This window comes from Burkholderia sp. Ed8 (assembly GCF_040761425.1).
In the GTDB taxonomy this organism is placed as follows: Bacteria; Pseudomonadota; Gammaproteobacteria; order Burkholderiales; family Burkholderiaceae; genus Burkholderia; species Burkholderia seminalis.
The window spans coordinates 2,852,761-2,870,979 of sequence record NZ_CP142886.1 but is presented as its reverse complement, the minus strand read 5'-3'; the positions used below and the strand labels follow the sequence as shown (position 1 = coordinate 2,870,979).

At 67.6% G+C, this 18,219-nt stretch carries 19 protein-coding genes; 10 read left to right on the top strand and 9 right to left on the bottom strand.

The genetic code is table 11. The annotated features are described in order from the left end of the window. Nucleotides 1-115 precede the first annotated feature (115 nt). Nucleotides 116-1,021, bottom strand: coding sequence for a LysR family transcriptional regulator (locus VXM69_RS27090; RefSeq protein WP_034190177.1), 906 nt, complete (start codon nucleotides 1,019-1,021; stop codon nucleotides 116-118). Nucleotides 1,022-1,159: 138 nt separating this feature from the next. Here VXM69_RS27090 and VXM69_RS27085 point away from each other — a divergent pair, with 138 nt between their 5' ends. Genes VXM69_RS27085 through VXM69_RS27075 form a run of 3 tightly spaced genes read left to right on the top strand, consistent with a single transcriptional unit; the run spans nucleotide 1,160 to nucleotide 3,492 of the window. Continuing rightward, nucleotides 1,160-1,717, top strand: a complete 558-nt coding sequence (locus tag VXM69_RS27085) for an ester cyclase (RefSeq protein WP_049029773.1) — start codon at nucleotides 1,160-1,162, stop codon at nucleotides 1,715-1,717. A gap of 12 nt (nucleotides 1,718-1,729) precedes the next feature. Continuing rightward, nucleotides 1,730-2,740, top strand: a complete 1,011-nt coding sequence (locus VXM69_RS27080; RefSeq protein WP_124669176.1) for a polysaccharide deacetylase family protein — start codon at nucleotides 1,730-1,732, stop codon at nucleotides 2,738-2,740. 38 nt (nucleotides 2,741-2,778) lie between these two features. After that, complete coding sequence (locus VXM69_RS27075; protein ID WP_059557846.1) at nucleotides 2,779-3,492, top strand: SDR family oxidoreductase; 714 nt, start codon at nucleotides 2,779-2,781, stop codon at nucleotides 3,490-3,492. Nucleotides 3,493-3,568: 76 nt separating this feature from the next. On the opposite strand, the gene VXM69_RS27070 is transcribed toward VXM69_RS27075, so the two are convergent. After that, nucleotides 3,569-4,210, bottom strand: coding sequence for a CoA transferase subunit B (locus VXM69_RS27070; RefSeq protein WP_034190166.1), 642 nt, complete (start codon nucleotides 4,208-4,210; stop codon nucleotides 3,569-3,571). A 1-nt stretch (nucleotide 4,211) separates the two neighbouring features. Next, nucleotides 4,212-4,916, bottom strand: coding sequence for a CoA transferase subunit A (locus VXM69_RS27065; protein WP_021162428.1), 705 nt, complete (start codon nucleotides 4,914-4,916; stop codon nucleotides 4,212-4,214). A 223-nt stretch (nucleotides 4,917-5,139) separates the two neighbouring features. Here VXM69_RS27065 and VXM69_RS27060 point away from each other — a divergent pair, with 223 nt between their 5' ends. Continuing rightward, nucleotides 5,140-5,685 (top strand): LuxR C-terminal-related transcriptional regulator, encoded by a 546-nt coding sequence (locus tag VXM69_RS27060; protein WP_034190167.1) that lies wholly within the window; start codon nucleotides 5,140-5,142, stop codon nucleotides 5,683-5,685. A 107-nt stretch (nucleotides 5,686-5,792) separates the two neighbouring features. Here VXM69_RS27060 and VXM69_RS27055 read toward each other — a convergent pair whose 3' ends face one another. Both VXM69_RS27055 and VXM69_RS27050 read right to left on the bottom strand, forming a co-directional pair. Continuing rightward, on the bottom strand, nucleotides 5,793-6,233 hold the full coding sequence (locus tag VXM69_RS27055) for a thioesterase family protein (RefSeq protein WP_034190168.1): 441 nt from the start codon (nucleotides 6,231-6,233) through the stop codon (nucleotides 5,793-5,795). A 32-nt stretch (nucleotides 6,234-6,265) separates the two neighbouring features. Beyond that, entirely contained in the window at nucleotides 6,266-7,048 is a 783-nt protein-coding gene (locus tag VXM69_RS27050; protein WP_034190169.1) for an SDR family oxidoreductase, read from the bottom strand. Nucleotides 7,049-7,227: 179 nt separating this feature from the next. On the opposite strand from VXM69_RS27050, the gene VXM69_RS27045 reads away from it, so the two are divergent. Next, nucleotides 7,228-8,901 (top strand): electron transfer flavoprotein-ubiquinone oxidoreductase, encoded by a 1,674-nt coding sequence (locus tag VXM69_RS27045; RefSeq protein ID WP_367189533.1) that lies wholly within the window; start codon nucleotides 7,228-7,230, stop codon nucleotides 8,899-8,901. 133 nt (nucleotides 8,902-9,034) lie between these two features. On the opposite strand, the gene aroC is transcribed toward VXM69_RS27045, so the two are convergent. The 3 genes from aroC to VXM69_RS27030 all read right to left on the bottom strand — a co-directional run bounded on the left by aroC (nucleotide 9,035) and on the right by VXM69_RS27030 (nucleotide 12,907). Next, a complete protein-coding gene (gene aroC, locus VXM69_RS27040) occupies nucleotides 9,035-10,135 on the bottom strand; it encodes a chorismate synthase (protein ID WP_034191153.1) in 1,101 nt (366 codons plus the stop codon). Between the two features lie 242 nt (nucleotides 10,136-10,377). After that, nucleotides 10,378-12,312 (bottom strand): MFS transporter, encoded by a 1,935-nt coding sequence (locus VXM69_RS27035; RefSeq protein ID WP_175027007.1) that lies wholly within the window; start codon nucleotides 12,310-12,312, stop codon nucleotides 10,378-10,380. A 139-nt stretch (nucleotides 12,313-12,451) separates the two neighbouring features. Beyond that, complete coding sequence (locus VXM69_RS27030) at nucleotides 12,452-12,907, bottom strand: CBS domain-containing protein (protein WP_006488504.1); 456 nt, start codon at nucleotides 12,905-12,907, stop codon at nucleotides 12,452-12,454. 159 nt (nucleotides 12,908-13,066) lie between these two features. Between VXM69_RS27030 and VXM69_RS27025 the strand changes: the two genes are divergently transcribed. Continuing rightward, nucleotides 13,067-13,384: an Mpo1-like protein gene (locus tag VXM69_RS27025; RefSeq protein WP_034191155.1), complete on the top strand. Its 318-nt coding sequence runs from the start codon at nucleotides 13,067-13,069 to the stop codon at nucleotides 13,382-13,384. A gap of 16 nt (nucleotides 13,385-13,400) precedes the next feature. On the opposite strand, the gene VXM69_RS27020 is transcribed toward VXM69_RS27025, so the two are convergent. Then, nucleotides 13,401-14,732 (bottom strand): YihY family inner membrane protein, encoded by a 1,332-nt coding sequence (locus tag VXM69_RS27020; RefSeq protein WP_034191156.1) that lies wholly within the window; start codon nucleotides 14,730-14,732, stop codon nucleotides 13,401-13,403. 145 nt (nucleotides 14,733-14,877) lie between these two features. Here VXM69_RS27020 and wrbA point away from each other — a divergent pair, with 145 nt between their 5' ends. The 4 genes from wrbA to VXM69_RS27000 are packed head-to-tail and all read left to right on the top strand — an operon-like array spanning nucleotide 14,878 to nucleotide 18,183. Next, complete coding sequence (gene wrbA, locus VXM69_RS27015) at nucleotides 14,878-15,498, top strand: NAD(P)H:quinone oxidoreductase (RefSeq protein WP_034191157.1); 621 nt, start codon at nucleotides 14,878-14,880, stop codon at nucleotides 15,496-15,498. Continuing rightward, nucleotides 15,495-15,887, top strand: coding sequence for a DUF2069 domain-containing protein (locus VXM69_RS27010; RefSeq protein ID WP_034191158.1), 393 nt, complete (start codon nucleotides 15,495-15,497; stop codon nucleotides 15,885-15,887). The genes wrbA and VXM69_RS27010 overlap by 4 nt, the downstream gene beginning before the upstream one ends. A gap of 18 nt (nucleotides 15,888-15,905) precedes the next feature. Beyond that, on the top strand, nucleotides 15,906-17,327 hold the full coding sequence (locus tag VXM69_RS27005) for an FAD-binding oxidoreductase (RefSeq protein ID WP_049032386.1): 1,422 nt from the start codon (nucleotides 15,906-15,908) through the stop codon (nucleotides 17,325-17,327). Between the two features lie 25 nt (nucleotides 17,328-17,352). Next, nucleotides 17,353-18,183, top strand: a complete 831-nt coding sequence (locus VXM69_RS27000; protein WP_034191160.1) for a metallophosphoesterase — start codon at nucleotides 17,353-17,355, stop codon at nucleotides 18,181-18,183. Nucleotides 18,184-18,219 lie beyond the last annotated feature (36 nt).

Below are 18,219 nucleotides of genomic sequence, written 5' to 3'. Positions count from 1 at the left end.
CCTGTCGAACGGGGGCGACGCGCGGGGCAACGCTTGCGACGCCCGATGCGAACGATTGTAAACCGCTTCCGAACAACGGGCGCCGCGCCCGCGGCGCACCGCACGGGACGGAGGCTCAATCGGCTCGGCGCCACGCCGCGCGCAACTGCTCGCGCAGGAACTCGACGAAGGTGCGCACGCGCAGCGGCACGTGGCGGCCGCCGGGATAGACCGCATGCAGCGGCGCCGCGGACGCCGCGAAAGCCGGCAGCACGCGCACGAGCCGGCCGGCATCGAGATCGGCGCCGACGTCCCAGATCGACTTCAGCGCAATACCCGCGCCTTCCAGCGCCAGCGTACGCGCCGCACCGCCGTCGTTCGTCAGCAGCGCGGCCGCCACCTCGACGGCGACCCCGCCCTGGGCGCCGTCGAACCGCCATTCGGCACGCGGCTGGTCGCCCATCACGATGCATCGATGTTCGCGCAGCTCGGCCGGATGGGCCGGCGCCCCGTGCGCCGCGAGATAGCCCGGCGACGCGCACAGCACGCGATGATTCGGCGCCAGCTCGCGCGCGATCATCGTCGAATCGGCGAGATTGCCGATCCGCACGGCGACGTCGATGTCATGGGCGAGCAGGTCGACGACCGTGTCGGTCAGCAGCAACTGCACGGTCAGTTGCGGATGCCGCTGCTGAAACGCCGCCACGACGGGCGCGATCCGCAGACGGCCGAGCTCGCCGGGCGCCGTCACGCGCAGCACGCCGCTGACCGTGCCGCGACGATCGCGCATCAGCGTTTCGGCGCGATCGACTTCGGCCAGGATGCGCAGGACCTGGGCGTGAAACTGCGCGCCTTCGTCGGTCAGCGTTTGCTGCCGGGTCGTCCGGTGCAGCAAGCGCACGCCAAGCTGCGACTCGAGCTGCGCAAGCCGCTTGCTGACGACGGACAACGACAAATCGAGTTCGCGCGCGGCCGCCGACAGGCTGCCGGCCGACACGATCCTCGCGAAAGTATCGAGCGCAGGAAGATCGTCGATCAGCATCCGGTCGCCCGCCGCATCCCAGTCTTTCCTTTTTTCGAATAATCCATTCGCCGTTCGCCCGTATTTGCATCCAAAACGGAAACCTACCATACCTGTTCCGCGTCGTCGCACGACGCCATTCACAGGACCTCCGAAACCATGTCGATCCGCCTTCGTTCGATCACCCGCCCCGTCGCGCCGGTACTCGCCGCGGCCGCTTGCGTCGTGGCACTGTTGCCCGCCGCGTCCCGTGCGGCAGACCTCGTCGCGCCGCGCAGCCTGACCGTGGCCGAGGGCGTGCCGGCTGCGCAGGCCCGGGCGCAGATACTGGCCGCGCGCCGCTACGGCACCTTCTGGGATACCGGCGACGCCGATCTCGCCCGCACCGCGCTCGCCGCCGACTTCACCGACCGGACGCTGCCGCCCGGCCGGGAACAGGGCATTCCGGGACCGCTCGCGGCCTCGCGCACGATGCGCGGCGCGATTCCGGATCTGCATTGCGACATCGAACAGATGATCGTCGCGGGCGACCGCGTCGTCGTCCACCTGCACTTTCGCGGGCATTTCACCGGCACGTTCAACGGAACGGCCGGGCGCGGACAGGCAATCGACTTCATCGCGACCGATATCTACCGGATCGACCACGGCCGGATCGCGGAAAACTGGCACATCGAGGACAACCTGACGCTGATGCGTCAGCTCGGACTGGTCGCTTGACGGAGGAACGCAATGACTCACGATCACGACCCTCATGCGACGCACCTGCCGCGCCGCAGATTTCTGGCCCAGACCGGCGCCGGGCTCGCGGCCGGCGCCGCGGTGATGGCCGGCGCGTCCCGGCCGGCAACGGCCGCCCCGATTCCGGCGCGCCCCACGCCGGACGCCGCGCCGTTCTGGCCGGACGGCGCGCGCCTGGTCATCTCGATCTCGATGCAGTTCGAGGCGGGCGGCCAGCCGCCCAGCGGGGCGGACAGCCCCTTTCCCGCCGTCGCGTTTCCGCCGTCCGTGCCGGTCGATCTCGCGTCGGCCACCTGGTTCGCCTATGGCTACCGGGAAGGCATTCCTCGCCTGCTCGACCTGTGGGACCGGCATGGCGTGAAAGTCACGTCGCACATGATCGGGGAGGCCGCGCGCCGGCACCCCGAACTGGCGCGCGAAATCGTGGCGCGCGGCCACGAAGCCGCCGCCCACGGGCCGACCTGGCGTGCGCAATTCGCGATGAGCCGCGACGACGAGCGCCGCTTCCTGACCGAAGCCCGCGACATGGTCGAAGCGGTGACCGGTCAGCGCCCGATCGGCTACAACTGCAACTGGCTGCGGCGCGGCCCCCATACGCTGTCGTTGCTGCAGGAACTCGGCTACACGTATCACATCGACGACGTCAGCCGGGACGAGCCTTTCATCGAAAGCGTCGACGGTCGCGATTTCGTGGTGGTCCCGTACACGCTGCGCAACAACGACATCCTGCTGATCGAAGGCCGCAACTACTCGCCGACGATGTTCCTCGAGCAGATCAAGCTCGATTTCGACCAGTTGTACGCGGAGGCCGGACAGCGGCGCAGATTGATGTCGATCAGCGCGCATGACCGGATCAGCGGCACGCCGCAAATGGTCCGCGCATGGGACGCCTTCCTGCACTACGCTCGATCTCACCCCGGTGTCGCATTCATGCGCAAGGACGACATTGCGCGCTTCGCGCTGCACGGCCCGTCGACGCTGCGCGAAACCGAAACGATCTGAGCGGACGCCCCTCCCCCTTTCAACCAGGAAAAATCGTCATGACTGACCTGCTTCACGGAAAGAAAGTACTCGTCGTCGGAGGAAGCTCCGGCATCGGCGCCGCTGCCGCGACGGCATTCGCGCGACACGGCGCGATCCTGACGATCGCCTCGCGCAACCCGGGCAGGATCGCGATCGATGCCGGGGCCGGCGCACACGTGCGATACGAAACGCTCGACATCACCGATACCGCGGACGTGGAGGCCTTCTGCGCGCGCGCCGGCCAGTTCGACCACGTCGTGATTTCAGCGGCAAGGACGGCCACGGGCCCGGTTCGCGGACTGCCGCTGGCCGACGCGCAGGCTGCGATGGACAGCAAGTTCTGGGGCGCATATCGCGTCGCGCGGGCGATCGATATCGCGCCCGGCGGTTCGCTGACGTTCGTGTCGGGTTTCCTCAGTGCGCGGCCGAGCGCGTCGTCGGTGCTGCAAGGGGCGATCAATGCGGCGCTGGAGGCGCTGGCGCGCGGCCTGGCCCTCGAGCTGGCGCCGGTCCGCGTGAATACCGTGTCGCCCGGCCTGATCGCGACGCCGCTGTGGGACAAGCTCGCATCCGATGCGCGCGACGCCCTGTACGCCGGCGCCGCGCAGCGCCTTCCGGCCCGCCGGGTCGGCCAGCCGGAGGATGTCGCGAATGCCATCCTGTATCTGGCGACGACGCCTTATGCGACCGGCTCGACGGTGCTGATCGACGGCGGCGGCACCATCGCGTGACGCAAGCGCGCACGACAAAACGCCCCGCGTTCCGTTGGGAACGCGGGGCGTCGGGGACGACGCAACGAGGCGACGCTCAGGCCACCGCGCTGACGTCGAGCGGTGCGCCCGTCTTCGCCTGGATCTCGTCCGCGCTCACGCCGTCGGCGAGTTCGAGAACCTTCAGGCCGGACGGCGTCACTTCGATCACACCCAGATCGGTGATGATCAGGTCGACCACGCCGACACCCGTCAGCGGCAGGTTGCATTCTTCGAGAATCTTGTGCTGGTCGCCCTTCGCGACATGCTCCATCAGCACGACGACACGCCCCACCCCCGCGACGAGGTCCATCGCGCCGCCCATCCCCTTGATCATCTTGCCGGGGATCATCCAGTTCGCGAGGTCGCCCTGCTTGCTGACCTGCATCGCGCCGAGGATCGCGAGATTGATGTGGCCGCCGCGGATCATCGCGAACGAGTCGGCCGATGAGAAGATCGACGAGCCCGGCAGCGTCGTGACGGTCTGCTTGCCGGCGTTGATGAGATCGGCGTCGACTTCGTCTTCGGTCGGCGACGGGCCGATGCCGAGCAGGCCGTTTTCCGACTGCAGCCACACCTCGACGCCTTCCGGCACGTGGTTCGCGACGAGCGTCGGCAGGCCGATGCCGAGGTTCACGTAGAAGCCGTCCTGCAGTTCCTTCGCCGCGCGCGCGGCCATCTGGTCACGATTCCAGGCCATGTCAGTCTCCTTTCGCGCGTACGACGCGTTGTTCGATGCGTTTTTCCGGCGTCGCGTTCAGCACGATGCGCTGCACGAAAATCCCGGGCGTATGGATATGGTCCGGATCGAGTTCGCCGTTTTCGACGATCTCTTCGACCTCCGCCACGGTGATCTTGCCGGCCATCGCGCACATCGGATTGAAGTTGCGCGCCGTGCGGCGGTAGATCAGGTTGCCGGACTTGTCGGCCTTCCACGCCTTCACGAGCGCGACGTCGGCCGTCAGCGACGGCTCGAGCACGTAGTGGCGATCGCCGAACTGGCGCGTTTCCTTGCCTTCCGCGATCACGGTGCCGTAGCCGGTATTCGTGAAGAAGGCGGGAATGCCCGCGCCGCCCGCGCGCAGCTTCTCGGCGAGCGTGCCTTGCGGCGTGAATTCGAGTTCGAGTTCGCCGGCCAGGTACTGACGCTCGAACTCCTTGTTCTCGCCGACGTACGACGAGATCATCTTCTTGATCTGGCGCGTTTCCAGCAGCAGGCCGAGGCCGAAACCGTCGACGCCCGCGTTGTTGCTGATGCAGGTGATGCCCTTGACCGCCGAATCGCGCAACGCCGCGATCAGCGCCTCCGGAATCCCGCACAGGCCGAAGCCGCCCACCGCGAAGGTCTGTCCGTCGCGGACGATCCCTTCCAGCGCGGCAGCCGCGCTTGGATAGACTTTGTTCATCAGTTGTCCCTTCCTCTATGGAAACCAGCAAAACCGGTTCACGCGCCCACCTGGGCCGCAAGCCCGCCGCATCATTCTATGCATGCGCGGCCCTGCCTGCGTCGAAGCGCGCTGTTTTTATGTCGCGGCAAACCACCGCGAGATGCCTGAAAGGGTACGATGCGGCGCGGATGCGGCACAATACGCAAAAATACATAAGCGTTTGCCTCCGCTTGCCTGCGCCATGCCCGCTCTCGATTACCAGACTGCCTTCCACCTCGCGCCGCTCGGCCTCGTGCTGTCGCGCGACCGCGTGATCGAGGATTGCAACGATGCGCTTGCGTCGATCTTCCGCTGCGCGCGGGCCGATCTCATCGGAAAATCGTACGAGGTGCTCTATCCGTCGACGGACGAATTCCAGCGCATCGGCGAGCGAATCGCGCGCGTGATGGCCGCGAACGGCATCTACTCGGATGACAGAATCATGAAGCGCGCGGACGGCGAGCTGTTCTGGTGCCACGTGACGGGCCGCGCGCTCGACCGCACCGCCCCGCTCGCGGCCGGCGTCTGGACCTTCGAGGATCTGAGCGCGACGCGCCGCGTCGCCGTCGAGCTGACCCCGCGCGAGCGCGAGATCGCCGCGCAGCTCGCGACCGGCAAGACCAGCAAGCAGATCGGGCGCGTGCTCGACATCAGTTCGCGCACGGTCGACATCTACCGCGCACGGTTGATGCGCAAATACGGCACGAACAACACGCCGGAGCTGGTGCAGCGCCTGCTCGGGCAGTGAACGCTTGTCGCGTGGCGGCGCCCGAATGACGATCGGCCGCACAGGGCGGCCGATTCGGGTAACGACGGGCATGGCGGCTCGCCGGCGCGCGGCGCCGGACTCGCCGCTCAGTCGATTTTCGTCGCGAGTGCGCGCTCGATCGTGTCGCGCAGCAGTGGCGGCAGTTCCACCGACTTGCCGAGCGCATAGTCGACCCACACGCAGCGCGCCTTGCCGCGTGCATAGACGTGCTGCGGATCGTCCGCGCGCGTGAGCTCGAAGCCGGTGTCGAAGCTGCTCCGGCCGGGTTTCGCGGCCGACATCCTCGCGATCACGTCACCCGGATAGTGCAGCTGCTTGAGGAATTCCATCGACGCCGTGACGATGACGGGCCCCTGCCCTTCGCCGTTGCCGCCGGCAATGCCGAGTTCCTCGAACCACGAGATCCGCGCCTGCTCCATGTAGCGGAAATAGACCGTGTTGTTCACATGGCCGAACGCGTCCATGTCGCCCCAGCGGATCGGCATCGACATCTCAAATACGGGGGAGTAATCGCTTGTTGCGCTCATTGCAGTCTTCTTCGTTGCCGGGTGTCATCCGCTCAGGCGAGGCCGAAGCCATCGTCGGCGGAGATAATCGAGCCGTTGATGAACTGCGACTCGTCGGCCGCGAGCAGCAACAACAGCCCGTCGAGATCCTGAGGCTTGCCGACGCGCCGGCGCGGCAGCATCGACTGCAGCTTCTGGCCCTGCTCGGTTTCCCACAGGTAATGATTGATTTCGGTATCGATATAGCCCGGACAGATCGCGTTGACGTTGATTCCGTGGCGCCCCCACTCGAGCGCCATCGCGCGCGTCATCTGCACGACCGCGGCCTTGCTCATCGCGTAGAGCCCGATCTGCGGGAACACGCGCAGCCCGGCCACCGATGCGATGTTGATGATCCGGCACGGCGGCTTGCCATTGCCGCTGCCGTTGGCGCGCATGATCATCCGCTTCGCGACTTCCTGCGCGACGAAAAATGCGCCGCGCGTGTTGGTATCGAACACGAACTCGAAATCGGCCGGCGTGACGTCGACGAGCTTCTGCATCGTCGAGACACCCGAATTGTTCACGAGGATGTCGATCGTGCCGGCCTCCGTCTCCGCATGCGCGATCGCGGCCTTGATGCTCTGGACGTCGGTCACGTCGAGCGACACGACGTGCGCGGCGCCACCCGCCGCCTCGATCTCCGCGCGCAGCTCCTTCAGGCGCTCGACCCGGCGGCTCGCGAGCACGACCTTCGCGCCGGCCTGCGACAGCACCTGTGCAAAGCGCTGCCCGAGGCCGCTCGACGCGCCCGTGACCAGCGCAACCTTGCCTTCCAGATTGATCGATCGACCCATTTGCACATCCCCTTTCGATGTCGTTTCGCCAGCCCGGGCGGCACAGCCCGAACGGCATTACCCTAGCACAAAAAATAGAACGATCGTGCTAATCTAGCCGCATGTTGTTGCGGCAAGCGTTTCGTTTCGCAGACAATACGCTCCCGAATAAAAGCATTCTAACGGTTAGAGGAACGCCAATGACCCCCGCAAGCCTCATCGAGCAATACGGCCCGCGCGAATCGATGGAATACGACGTCGTGATCGTCGGCGGCGGCCCCGCCGGGCTGTCGGCGGCGATCCGGCTCAAGCAGCTGGCCGCCGATAAAGGCACCGAGATCGGCGTGTGCGTGCTCGAGAAGGGTTCCGAGATCGGCGCGCACATCCTGTCGGGCGCGGTGATGGACCCGCGCGCGATCACCGAACTGTTCCCCGACTGGAAGGAACGCGGCGCGCCGCTCGACGTCGAGGTGACGGAAGACCGCTTCCTGTTCCTGTCTGAGAGCAGCGCGGTCACCACGCCCAACTGGGCGCTGCCCGACAACTTCAAGAACCACGGCAACTACGTGATCTCGCTGGGCAACGTCACGCGCTGGCTGGGCCAGCAGGCCGAAGCGCTGGGCGTCGAGATCTTCCCCGGCTTCCCGGCCGCCGAGATCCTCTACAACGACGACGGTTCCGTGAAGGGCGTCGCCACCGGCAACATGGGCGTGGGCAAGGACGGCGAGCCGACCGAGAACTTCCAGCTCGGCATGGAGCTGCACGCGAAGTACACGCTGTTCGCCGAAGGCTGCCGCGGCCATCTGGGGCGGCAACTGATCGCGAAGTACAAGCTCGACGCGAACGCCGATCCGCAGGCATACGGGATCGGCATCAAGGAACTGTGGGAAATCGATCCGGCCAAGCACAAGCCGGGCCTCGTGATCCACACGGCCGGCTGGCCGCTGAAGTCCGACACCTACGGCGGCTCGTTCCTGTATCACATGGACAACAACCAGGTCGTGGTCGGCTTCGTGGTGGGCCTGGGCTACACGAACCCGTACCTGTCGCCGTTCGAGGAATTCCAGCGCTACAAGACGCACCCGTCGATCCGCGCGTTCCTCGAAGGCGGCAAGCGCGTGTCGTACGGCGCGCGCGCGATCACGGCCGGCGGCCTGCTGTCGCTGCCGAAGACGGTGTTCCCGGGCGGCGCGCTGATCGGCGACGACGCGGGCTTCCTGAACGCATCGCGGATCAAGGGCAGCCACGCGGCGATCAAGACCGGCATGCTGGCGGCGGACGCGGCGTTCGACGCGGTGCAGGCCGGCCGCCAGTCGGACGAGTTGAACGCGTACCCGGACGCGTTCAAGCAGTCGTGGCTGTACACGGAGCTGTACCGCGCGCGCAACTTCAAGCAGTGGATGGCGAAGGGCCTGTACCTGGGCACGCTGATGGTCGGGCTCGAGCAGAAGGTGATGGGCGGCAACGTGCCGTGGACGCTGCACCACAAGCATGCGGATCACGAGATGCTGAAGCCGGCGTCGCAGTGCGAGCCGATCGAATACCCGAAGCCGGACGGCAAGCTGACGTTCGACCGGCTGTCGTCGGTGTTCATCTCGAACACGAACCACGAGGAGAACCAGCCGGCGCACCTGACGCTGAAGGATGCGAGCGTGCCGGTGAACGTGAACCTGCGCACGTATGCGGGGCCGGAGGGGCGTTTCTGTCCGGCGGCGGTGTACGAGTTCGTGAAGAACGACGACGGCAGCGACCGGCTGGTGATCAACGCGCAGAACTGCGTGCACTGCAAGACCTGCGACATCAAGGACCCGACGCAGAACATCGTGTGGGTCACGCCCGAGGGCGGCGGCGGGCCGAATTACCCGAACATGTAATCCGCCACGACGCGCCGCCGCGAGCGGTGCGCTTTTTGTCGATCGCCACAAACGAAACGGGGCGCTGCCTGAAGCAGCGCCCCGTTTTGCCTTCCCTGCGCGTTCGCGAGGCGCGCCGCCCCGCCCGCTTGTGTCAGGTCGCGCTACCGGCGATCTTCGGCGTCGACGTCTCGACGTCGCCGCATTGTGCGCGATGGCGCAGCGCGTGATCGATCAACACCAGTGCGAGCATCGACTCGGCGATCGGCGTCGCACGAATGCCGACGCACGGATCGTGACGGCCGAACGTTTCCACCGTCGCCTCGTCGCCTGCCTTCGTGATCGAACGGCGCGGCGTGCGGATGCTCGACGTCGGCTTGATCGCGATCGACACGGTGATGTCCTGCCCCGTCGAAATCCCGCCGAGCACGCCGCCCGCATGGTTGCCGACGAAACCGCCCGGCGTCAGCTCGTCGCCGTGCGCGGAGCCGCGCTGCGCGACGCTGTCGAAGCCCGCCCCGATCTCGACGCCCTTCACCGCGTTGATGCTCATCATCGCCTTCGCGATATCGGCATCGAGACGGTCGAACACGGGCTCGCCCCAGCCGACCGGCACGCCCGACGCGACGACGTCGATGCGCGCACCGATCGAATCGCCCTCCTTGCGCAGCGCATCCATGTACGCCTCGAGCTCCGGCACGACCGCCGCATTCGGTGAGAAAAACGGATTCTCGCGCACGTGCGACCAGTCGACGAACGGCACGTCGATCTCGCCGAGGCTGCTCATGTAGCCGCGCACTTCGACGCCGAAGCGCTCGCGCAGCCACTTCTTCGCCACGGCACCCGCGCCGACGAGCGGCGCGGTCAGCCGCGCGGACGAGCGGCCACCGCCGCGGTAGTCGCGGATGCCGTACTTCTGCCAGTACGTGTAATCGGCATGGCCGGGACGGAACGTCTCGACGATGTTGCCGTAGTCCTTGCTGCGCTGGTCGGTGTTGCGGATCAGCAGCGCGATCGGCGTGCCGGTCGTCACGCCTTCGAACACGCCCGACAGGATCTCGACCTCGTCCGCCTCCTGCCGTTGCGTCACGTGCCGCGACGTGCCGGGCTTGCGGCGGTCGAGCTCGAGCTGGATGTCGGCTTCGGTCAGCCCCATTCCCGGCGGGCAGCCGTCGATCACGCAGCCGATCGCGGGACCGTGCGATTCGCCGAAGGTCGTGACAGTGAAAAGCGTGCCGAGAGTATTGCCGGACATGATGGAACCGCCCAAAGATAAATGGGCAAACCGATGCGCTGCCGTGCCGCGGGCAGATCGATCGTTTGCCGGTCGAGAAAAAGAGGTAAACCGCTATTATGCCAGCCGTCCCGGAACCGCGGGACGCGTGACACGCCGGTCAGGGCGCACGGTACGTGCCGGTGCGGCCCGATGGGGGCGGCCGGCAGCCCGTTCCACCCGGACAGCAGCCGCATGCCGGCACGGCGCCGGCCGGCGCCCGCCTACTTCCGCGCGCCGCGCAGCTCGGTCACCGCCGCCTGCAGCGACTCGGGCGTCGCGACCGACGCCGGGACCGGCTCGCCGACTGCCAGCGTGAGCCGGCTCATCACGCCGCGCCTGATGGGGCGCGGCATCCGCGCATCGGAATGCCGCGAGAAATAGCTGCCCCACAGTCCGCGCAGCGCCATCGGGATGACCGGTGCCGGGGTGCGGCTCAGGATCTCGGTGATGCCGTGGTGGAACGTATTGATGTCGCCCGTCTTGGTCAGCTTGCCCTCGGGGAAGATGCACACGAGTTCGCCGTCCTTCAGCGCGGCCTCGCACAGGTCGTACGCACGCGCGAGCATCGCCGGATCCTCGTGGCGCGGCGCGATCGGGATCGCCTTCGCATGCCGGAACACCCAGCTCGCGAAGCGCGTCTTGAAGATCCGGTGATCCATCACGAAACGGATCGGGCGCGGGCTCGCGGCCGCCAGCACGAGCGCATCGACGTAGCTGACGTGGTTGCACACGAGCACGGCCGCGCCTTCCGCCGGAATCCGCTCCGCGTGCACGAGGCGGATCCGGTAGAAGGTGTGCACGAGCACCCACGCGACGAAACGCAGCAGGAACTCGGGCACGAGCAGGTAGATGTACGTCGCGACGATCACGTTCAGCAGCGCGGTGGCGAGGAACAGCCCCGGGATGTCGACGCCGGCCTTGGTCAGCCCCATCGCCATCACGGCCGACAGGATCATGAACAGCGCGTTCAGGATGTTGTTCGCGGCGATGATCCGTGCGCGGTGCGTCGGCGCGCTGCGGCTCTGGATCAGCGCGTACAGCGGCACGCTGTAGAAGCCGCCGAACATCGCGAGCAGGAACAGGTCGGCGAGGATGCGCCAGTGGCGCGCGCCGGCCAGGAATTCGCCGACCGACAGCAGATGGCCCGGCGACGGCAGCGCGCGGCTCGCGAAATACAGCTCGATCGCGAACACGCTGATGCCGATCGAGCCGAGCGGCACGAGGCCGATCTCGACGCGCCGCTGCGACAGCCGCTCGCACAGCAGCGAGCCGAGGCCGATGCCGACCGAGAACGTCGCGAGCAGGATCGTGACGACGTCGGGGCTCGCGGACAGCACGTCCTTCGCGAAATTGAAGAACGACGTGAGGAAGGTCGCGCCGACGAACCACAGCCACGAGATGCCGAGCAAGCTGAGGAACACGGTGCGATTCTGGCGCGCCAGCCCGAGGTTGCGCCACGTTTCGCTGACCGGATTCCAGTTGATCACGAGATCGGGCTGCGGCGCCGGCGTCGACGGCACGCGCTGCGCGACGAGGCGCCCCGCGAGCGCGATCACGACGACGCTCACCGCGAGCACGCGTTCGCCGGCGCCTTCGATGCCGGCGGCCGCGCCGCCGATGATCGTGCCGATCAGGATCGCGATGAACGTGCCCATTTCGACGAGGCCGTTGCCGCCGACCAGCTCATGCTCGCCGAGATGCTGCGGCAGGTACGAATACTTGACGGGCCCGAACAGCGTCGAGTGCATCCCCATCATGAACGTGCACAGATACAGCAGCGTCGCGCTGTGCGTGACGAAGCCGGCGGCGCCGACGAGCATCAGCACGATCTCGAAGGTCTTCACGAAGCGCGTGAGGGTCGCCTTGTCGTATTTGTCGGCGATCTGGCCGGACGTCGCCGAGAACAGCACGAACGGCAGGATGAAGATCGCGGAAATCAGGAACGCGGCCGTCTTGGCGTCGACGCCGGCGAACCGCGCGGTGTGATAGGTGACGAGCGACGTGAAGCCGATCTTGAAGACGTTGTCGTTCAGCGCACCGAGGAACTGGGTCGTGAAGAACGGGGCGAAACGGCGCTCGCGCAGCAGGTCGAACTGCGACGCGTGGGCACGCCGTTCGTCGCGCCGCTCCGAAGTGGCTTGCGTGTGATCGCTCATGCGGAATACGCGCGCGTCGTCTCGGCGAAGCTGCGCGGGCCTCGTGTTGTCGTTGAAAAAAAGGCGGCGCAGGACAAGCCTGCGCCGCCGCATGCCGGATGGCGGCGCCCATGCATCGAGGTGCCGGGCGCGGCGCGGTTCACGGCTTGTGCGCTTCGGCTTCCGATTCCGGCCAGTCGCGGATGTACGCCTTCAGCATCCGGTTCTCGAAGCTCTGCGCCTCGACGACCGTCTTCGCGACGTCGTAGAACGAAATGACGCCCATCAACACCTTCTTGTCGAGCACCGGCATGTAGCGTGCGTGACGCTCGAGCATCATCCGGCGCACTTCGTTGACGTCGGTTTCCGGCGTACACGTGAGCGGCTCGTCCATCACCTTGCGCACCTGGACGTCGCCGATCGCGCCGCCGTTCACGTGCAGGCGCAGGATGATCTCGCGGAACGTCAGCATCCCGACGAGATCGCCGTACTCCATCACGACGAGCGAACCGATATCGTGTTCGGCCATCGTATCGACCGCTTCGCGCAGCGGCTTATCGGGCGTCACCGTAAACAGCGTGTTGCCCTTCACTTTCAGAATATCGCTGACGCGCATCGTAGTCCCCTCATGCTTGAATGCAAAATCTCTTTCGATCCTATCGGAAAGCCTGTCAAAAGGAAAGCGCGGCCCCGGCGCGGCGGCCGCGCCCCCGCTTGCGGACATGGGCCGCCCGCCGCACAATGAAGCCATCGACAGCGGCCCGAGGAGGCAGCGATGGCGCATACGCATTCGGAGCAGTTCGCCCGCTTCGCCGATTTCTACCCGTATTACCTGAACGAACACCAGAACCTGACGTCGCGCCGGCTGCACTTCATCGGCTCGCTCGGCGTGATCGGCTGCGTCGCGATGGCGATCGCGACCGGCAACTGGCTGTGGCTGCCGGCGGCGATCGTCTGCGGTTACGGCTTCGCGTGGGTCGGGCACTTCTTCTTCGAGAAGAACCGCCCGGCCACGTTCCGGCACCCGATCTACAGCCTGATGGGCGACTGGGTGATGTTCAAGGACATCTGCACCGGCAAGATCCCGCTGTAGCCCGCCGGCCCCGCCGTCACGCGGGCCGCGGCGGCCGCGCGTGCGGGTCGGGCACGGCGCCCGGCGCCTGCCCGGCGTTCCCCGCCGGCTGCGCGCCCGCGAGCCGGTGCGCGGCGATCAGCGTCGCAAGCGACACGTCGAAGCGATCGCTCGACAGCACCGCGAGCAGGGCCGCGCCCTCGACGTGGCTGCGCCGCCGCTCCAGCTGGTAGGTCAGCTCCGCGCGGTCGATCACCAGCACGTCGAACAGTTGCGCGAGCGTCAGCTGCTCGGGGTTCGCGAGCATGATGTAGCGCGGCGTGGTCTCGGCGCCGCCGTCGAGCCGCGCGATCCACTCCCGCTCCTCCATCGTCGTCAGCAGCCGCTGCGCGGTTTCCATGTCGCAGCGCAACATGGTCGCGAGCCGCATCGCCGTATAGCCGCGCTTGCCGGCCGCACGCGCCTCCGCCAGCCGCGCGAGCAGCTCGAGCGCGTCGAGCAGGTCGCTGCCCGGATAGTGGATGCGGTGGAACTGGCCGACGCGGATCGCCGGCAGCGCGGACGCCACCATCGCCCCGAGCAGCGCGATGAACCAGCTCAGGTACACCCACAGCAGGAACACCGGCAGCGCCGCGAACGCGCCGTAGACGGCCGTATAGGTCGGAATGCGCCGCACGTAGTAGCCGAAGCCGCGCTTGGCCAGCTCGAACGCGACGGCCGCGAACAGCCCGCCGATCACCGCGTCGCGCCAGGCGACCGTACAGTTCGGCAGGTACACGTACAGCAGCGTGAACGCGAGCACCGTCAGCGGCAGCGACGCGAGCGCGAGCAGCCATTCGACGATCGACGTGGTCGGCGCCGCGCCGGTGAACGCGAGCGACTGCGTGAACAGGTACGACGAGATCGACAGGCTCACGCCGAACAACAAGGGCCCGAGCGTGATCAGCGCCCAGTACGCGAGCACGCGCTGCGCGAACGGCCGCGGCTTGCGTACCCGCCAGATCAGGTTGAACGCCGATTCGATCGTCATCATCGTCATCACCGACGTGACGACCAGCACGATCAGGCCGGCCGTGGTCAGCCCCTTGGCCTTCGACGCGAACTGGTTCAGGTACTTGAAGATCTGGATGTTGAACTGCGCGGGCATCAGGTGATCCGCGAGGAACCCCTGCAGCGAGATCTGGAACGACGCGAACATCGGGAACGCGGTGAACAGCGCGAACGCGACCGTCACGAGCGGCACGAGGGCCAGCATCGTCGTGAAGGTCAGGCTGCCCGCCACTTGCGGGATGCGATCCTCGGCGCTGCGCCGGGCCGCGAACTGCGCGAGGCGCTTGAGGGTGTCGAGATCGACGCTCAACTTCGGCAAACGGCTTCTCCTTCTTGATGCCGCGCGCCTCTCGGCGCGCCGCCGCCGCGCTGCGCGACGGCTTCAGCCCCTATAATAGCCGCTCGATTCCAGCAGGGGCCGACTGCACCGGGCACGCGCGCGGCCGCATGCGGCTCCGTCGCCCATGAAAGACATCCTCGTCCTCTATTACAGCCGTCACGGCGCCACGCGCGATCTCGCGCTCGCGATCGCGAACGGCATCGACAGCGTGCCGGGCATGCAGGCGCGCATCCGCACCGTGCCGCCCGTGTCGACCGTCTGCGAAACCACCGCCCCCGACATCCCCGCCGACGGCCCGCCGTACGCGGAACTGCGCGACCTCGAGGAATGCGCGGGCCTCGCGCTCGGCTCGCCGACGCGCTTCGGCAACATGGCCGCGGCACTCAAGTATTTCCTCGACGGCACGACGCCGCAATGGCTGTCGGGGGCGCTGACCGGCAAGCCGGCGAGCGTATTCACGTCGACGGGCAGCCTGCACGGCGGCCAGGAATCGACGCTGCTGTCGATGATGCTGCCGCTGCTGCATCACGGGATGATGATCGTCGGGATCCCGTACACCGAATCGGCGCTCAGCACGACGCGCACCGGCGGCACGCCGTACGGCGCGTCGCATGTCGCGCAGCACGACCGTAGCGCGCCCGGCGGGCTGTCCGCGGACGAAAAGGCGCTCGCCGCCGCGCTCGGCGTGCGGCTGGCGCGCGCGGCCGCCGCGCTGTCGGCCGCCCAGGCTGCCGAGACCGCATGAACACCCCCGCCCGCCCTGCCGTCGCGGCCCGGCCGCGCTACGCGCTGGCCGCCGCCGCGTGCCTCGTCGCGCTGATCGCGCTGTCGCTCGCGTGGGAGCTGTGGCTCGCGCCGTTGCGCCCGGGCGGCTCCGCGCTGATGCTCAAGGCCGTGCCGCTCGCGCTCGCGCTGCCCGGCGTCTGGCGGCGTAACATCTATACGATGCAGTGGGCGAGCATGCTCAGCCTCGTCTATCTGGCCGAAGGCATCGTGCGCGGCATGTCCGATCGCGGGCTGTCCGCCACGCTCGGCTGGTGCGAGACCGCGCTTGCCGTCGGCTTCTTCGTGGCGGCGCTGGCCTATGTCGCGCCGTACAAGCGCGCGGCAAAAAAGTCGCGCGCCGCGTCCTGACCCTTACGCGACAAGGTGATGATGTCTTCCGAAGCTTTCGTTTCCGCGTGCCGCGACGCGCTCGGCACCGACCACGTGCTGACCGATCCGCACGATACCGAACCGTTCCTGACCGACTGGCGACGCCGCTACAAGGGCGCCGCGTGCGCGGTGCTGAAGCCCGCGAACACGGCCGAAGTCGCCGCGCTCGTGAAGCTGGCCAACGCGCACGGCGTCGCGCTCGTGCCGCAAGGCGGCAACACGGGCCTCGCCGGGGGCGCCACACCCGATGCGAGCGGCAGCCAGGCCGTGCTGAGCCTCGCGCGCCTGAACCGCGTGCGGGCGCTCGATCCGCACAACAATACGATCACCGTCGAGGCCGGCGTGATCCTCGCCGACGTGCAGGCGCGCGCCCGCGAAGGCGGCCGGCTGTTCGCGCTGAGCCTCGCGGCGGAGGGCAGTTGCACGATCGGCGGCAACCTGTCGACCAATGCGGGCGGCACCGCGGTGCTGCGCTACGGCAACGCGCGCGAGCTGTGCCTCGGGCTCGAGGTCGTGACGCCGCAGGGCGAGATCTGGGACGGCCTGCGCGGACTGCGCAAGGACAACACGGGCTACGACCTGCGCGACCTGTTCATCGGCGCGGAAGGCACGCTCGGGATCATCACGGCGGCCGTGATGAAGCTGCATCCGCTGCCGGCCGCGCAGGTCACGGCACTCGCCGCGCTCGAATCGCCGCACGCGGCGCTCGACTTCCTGTCGCTCGCGCAGCGCGCGGCCGGGCCGCTCCTGACCGGCTTCGAGCTGATGTCGGATTTCTGCATGCAGCTGGTCGGCAAGCACTACCCGCAACTGCGCTACCCGTTCGCGCAGACGCACGCGCAGACGGTGCTGCTCGAGCTGTCCGACAACGAAAGCGAAGCGCATGCGCGCGCGCTGTTCGAGAAACTGATGGAAGAAGCGTTCGAGGCCGGGCTCGTGGTCGACGCGGTGGTCGCGGAGAATCTCGCGCAGTCGCGCGCGTTCTGGGACCTGCGCGAGCACATCCCGCTCGCGCAGGCCGACGAAGGGCTCAACATCAAGCACGACATCGCGGTGCCGATCTCGTCGATCGCGCGCTTCATCGACGAGACCGACGCGGCGATCCAGCAGGCCGCGCCGGGTGCGCGGATGGTCACGTTCGGCCACCTCGGCGACGGCAACCTCCACTACAACGTGCAGATGCCCGAAGGCGGCGACGCGAAGGCGTTCCTCGCGGCGTTCCAGGCGCCGATCAACCGGATCGTCTACGACAACGTGCACCGCCACCACGGCACGATCAGCGCGGAGCACGGGATCGGCCAGCTGAAGATCGACGACGCGCAGCGCTACAAGTCGCCGGTCGAAACGACGCTGATGCGCACGCTGAAGACCGCGCTCGACCCGCGCGGCCTGATGAATCCCGGCAAGATCCTGCACTGAAGCCGCCCACTTCGGAGCCCCGCCCGTGAAAATCCGCGTCCTGTCCGACCTGCATCTCGAAAGCAACCTGCCCGATGCGATCCCGCACGCCGACGCGGATCTCGTCGTGCTGGCCGGCGACATCCACAATCACGCGGAAGGCCTGCGCTGGGCCGCCGAAACGTTCGACCCCGCCGTGCCCGTGATCTACGTGCCGGGCAACCACGAGTACTACGACGGGGAATTCGGCGCGCTGGAAACGGCGATGCGCGACGCCGCGCACTCGCTCGACAACCTGCATTACCTGAACAACGGCGTCTACGTCGATCCCGGGCAACGCTTCCGCGTGCTCGGCACGACGCTCTGGGCCGATTTTTCGCTGTTCGGCCAAGACGAAGCTAGCCAGGCCGGCGCAATCGAGGCCGCGCTGCGCGTGATGCTCGATTTCAAGGGACTGATCCAGGTGACGTGGCCGCACGACGCGGCGCTGCATGAGTCGCCGGGTGCGCCTGAACGGGATTTCTCGCCGGCCGACGCGATCGCGCTGCACCGGCAAAGCCGGACCTGGCTGGAAACGCGGCTCGCGACACCGTTCGCGGGCAAGACGATCGTCGTCACCCATCATGCGCCACATCGGCGCTCGCTGGCGGAACGTTATGCGACGGATCTCGCTTCGGCGGGGTTCGTGACGGACATGGCGGAACTGGTGCGGCCGCCGGTGGATCTGTGGCTCCACGGCCACACTCATACGTCATTCGACTACGTTGCGGACGGCGGCACGCGCGTGGTGTGCAACCCGCGCGGCTACCTTCACCGTCGTACCGGCGAACGGGAAAATCCCGCGTTCGCGTGGGACAAGGTGGTCGAGCTCGGCTGAACACCGGCTCGCCACGGGCCGCCTTGCGCGGCCTGC

Bases quoted from the DNA above. Each gene is read 5' to 3' on its own strand.
- VXM69_RS27005 (WP_049032386.1), top strand. From the start codon at position 15,906: ATGATGTCTTCCGAAGCTTTCGTTTCCGCGTGCCGCGACGCGCTCGGC.
- VXM69_RS27010 (WP_034191158.1), top strand. From the start codon at position 15,495: ATGAACACCCCCGCCCGCCCTGCCGTCGCGGCCCGGCCGCGCTACGCG.
- VXM69_RS27075 (WP_059557846.1), top strand. From the start codon at position 2,779: ATGACTGACCTGCTTCACGGAAAGAAAGTACTCGTCGTCGGAGGAAGC.
- VXM69_RS27065 (WP_021162428.1), bottom strand. From the start codon at position 4,916: ATGAACAAAGTCTATCCAAGCGCGGCTGCCGCGCTGGAAGGGATCGTC.
- VXM69_RS27070 (WP_034190166.1), bottom strand. From the start codon at position 4,210: ATGGCCTGGAATCGTGACCAGATGGCCGCGCGCGCGGCGAAGGAACTG.
- aroC (WP_034191153.1), bottom strand. From the start codon at position 10,135: ATGTCCGGCAATACTCTCGGCACGCTTTTCACTGTCACGACCTTCGGC.
- VXM69_RS27060 (WP_034190167.1), top strand. From the start codon at position 5,140: ATGCCCGCTCTCGATTACCAGACTGCCTTCCACCTCGCGCCGCTCGGC.
- VXM69_RS27090 (WP_034190177.1), bottom strand. From the start codon at position 1,021: ATGCTGATCGACGATCTTCCTGCGCTCGATACTTTCGCGAGGATCGTG.
- wrbA (WP_034191157.1), top strand. From the start codon at position 14,878: ATGAAAGACATCCTCGTCCTCTATTACAGCCGTCACGGCGCCACGCGC.
- VXM69_RS27085 (WP_049029773.1), top strand. From the start codon at position 1,160: ATGTCGATCCGCCTTCGTTCGATCACCCGCCCCGTCGCGCCGGTACTC.
- VXM69_RS27045 (WP_367189533.1), top strand. From the start codon at position 7,228: ATGACCCCCGCAAGCCTCATCGAGCAATACGGCCCGCGCGAATCGATG.
- VXM69_RS27030 (WP_006488504.1), bottom strand. From the start codon at position 12,907: ATGCGCGTCAGCGATATTCTGAAAGTGAAGGGCAACACGCTGTTTACG.
- VXM69_RS27035 (WP_175027007.1), bottom strand. From the start codon at position 12,312: ATGAGCGATCACACGCAAGCCACTTCGGAGCGGCGCGACGAACGGCGT.
- VXM69_RS27080 (WP_124669176.1), top strand. From the start codon at position 1,730: ATGACTCACGATCACGACCCTCATGCGACGCACCTGCCGCGCCGCAGA.
- VXM69_RS27055 (WP_034190168.1), bottom strand. From the start codon at position 6,233: ATGAGCGCAACAAGCGATTACTCCCCCGTATTTGAGATGTCGATGCCG.
- VXM69_RS27025 (WP_034191155.1), top strand. From the start codon at position 13,067: ATGGCGCATACGCATTCGGAGCAGTTCGCCCGCTTCGCCGATTTCTAC.
- VXM69_RS27050 (WP_034190169.1), bottom strand. From the start codon at position 7,048: ATGGGTCGATCGATCAATCTGGAAGGCAAGGTTGCGCTGGTCACGGGC.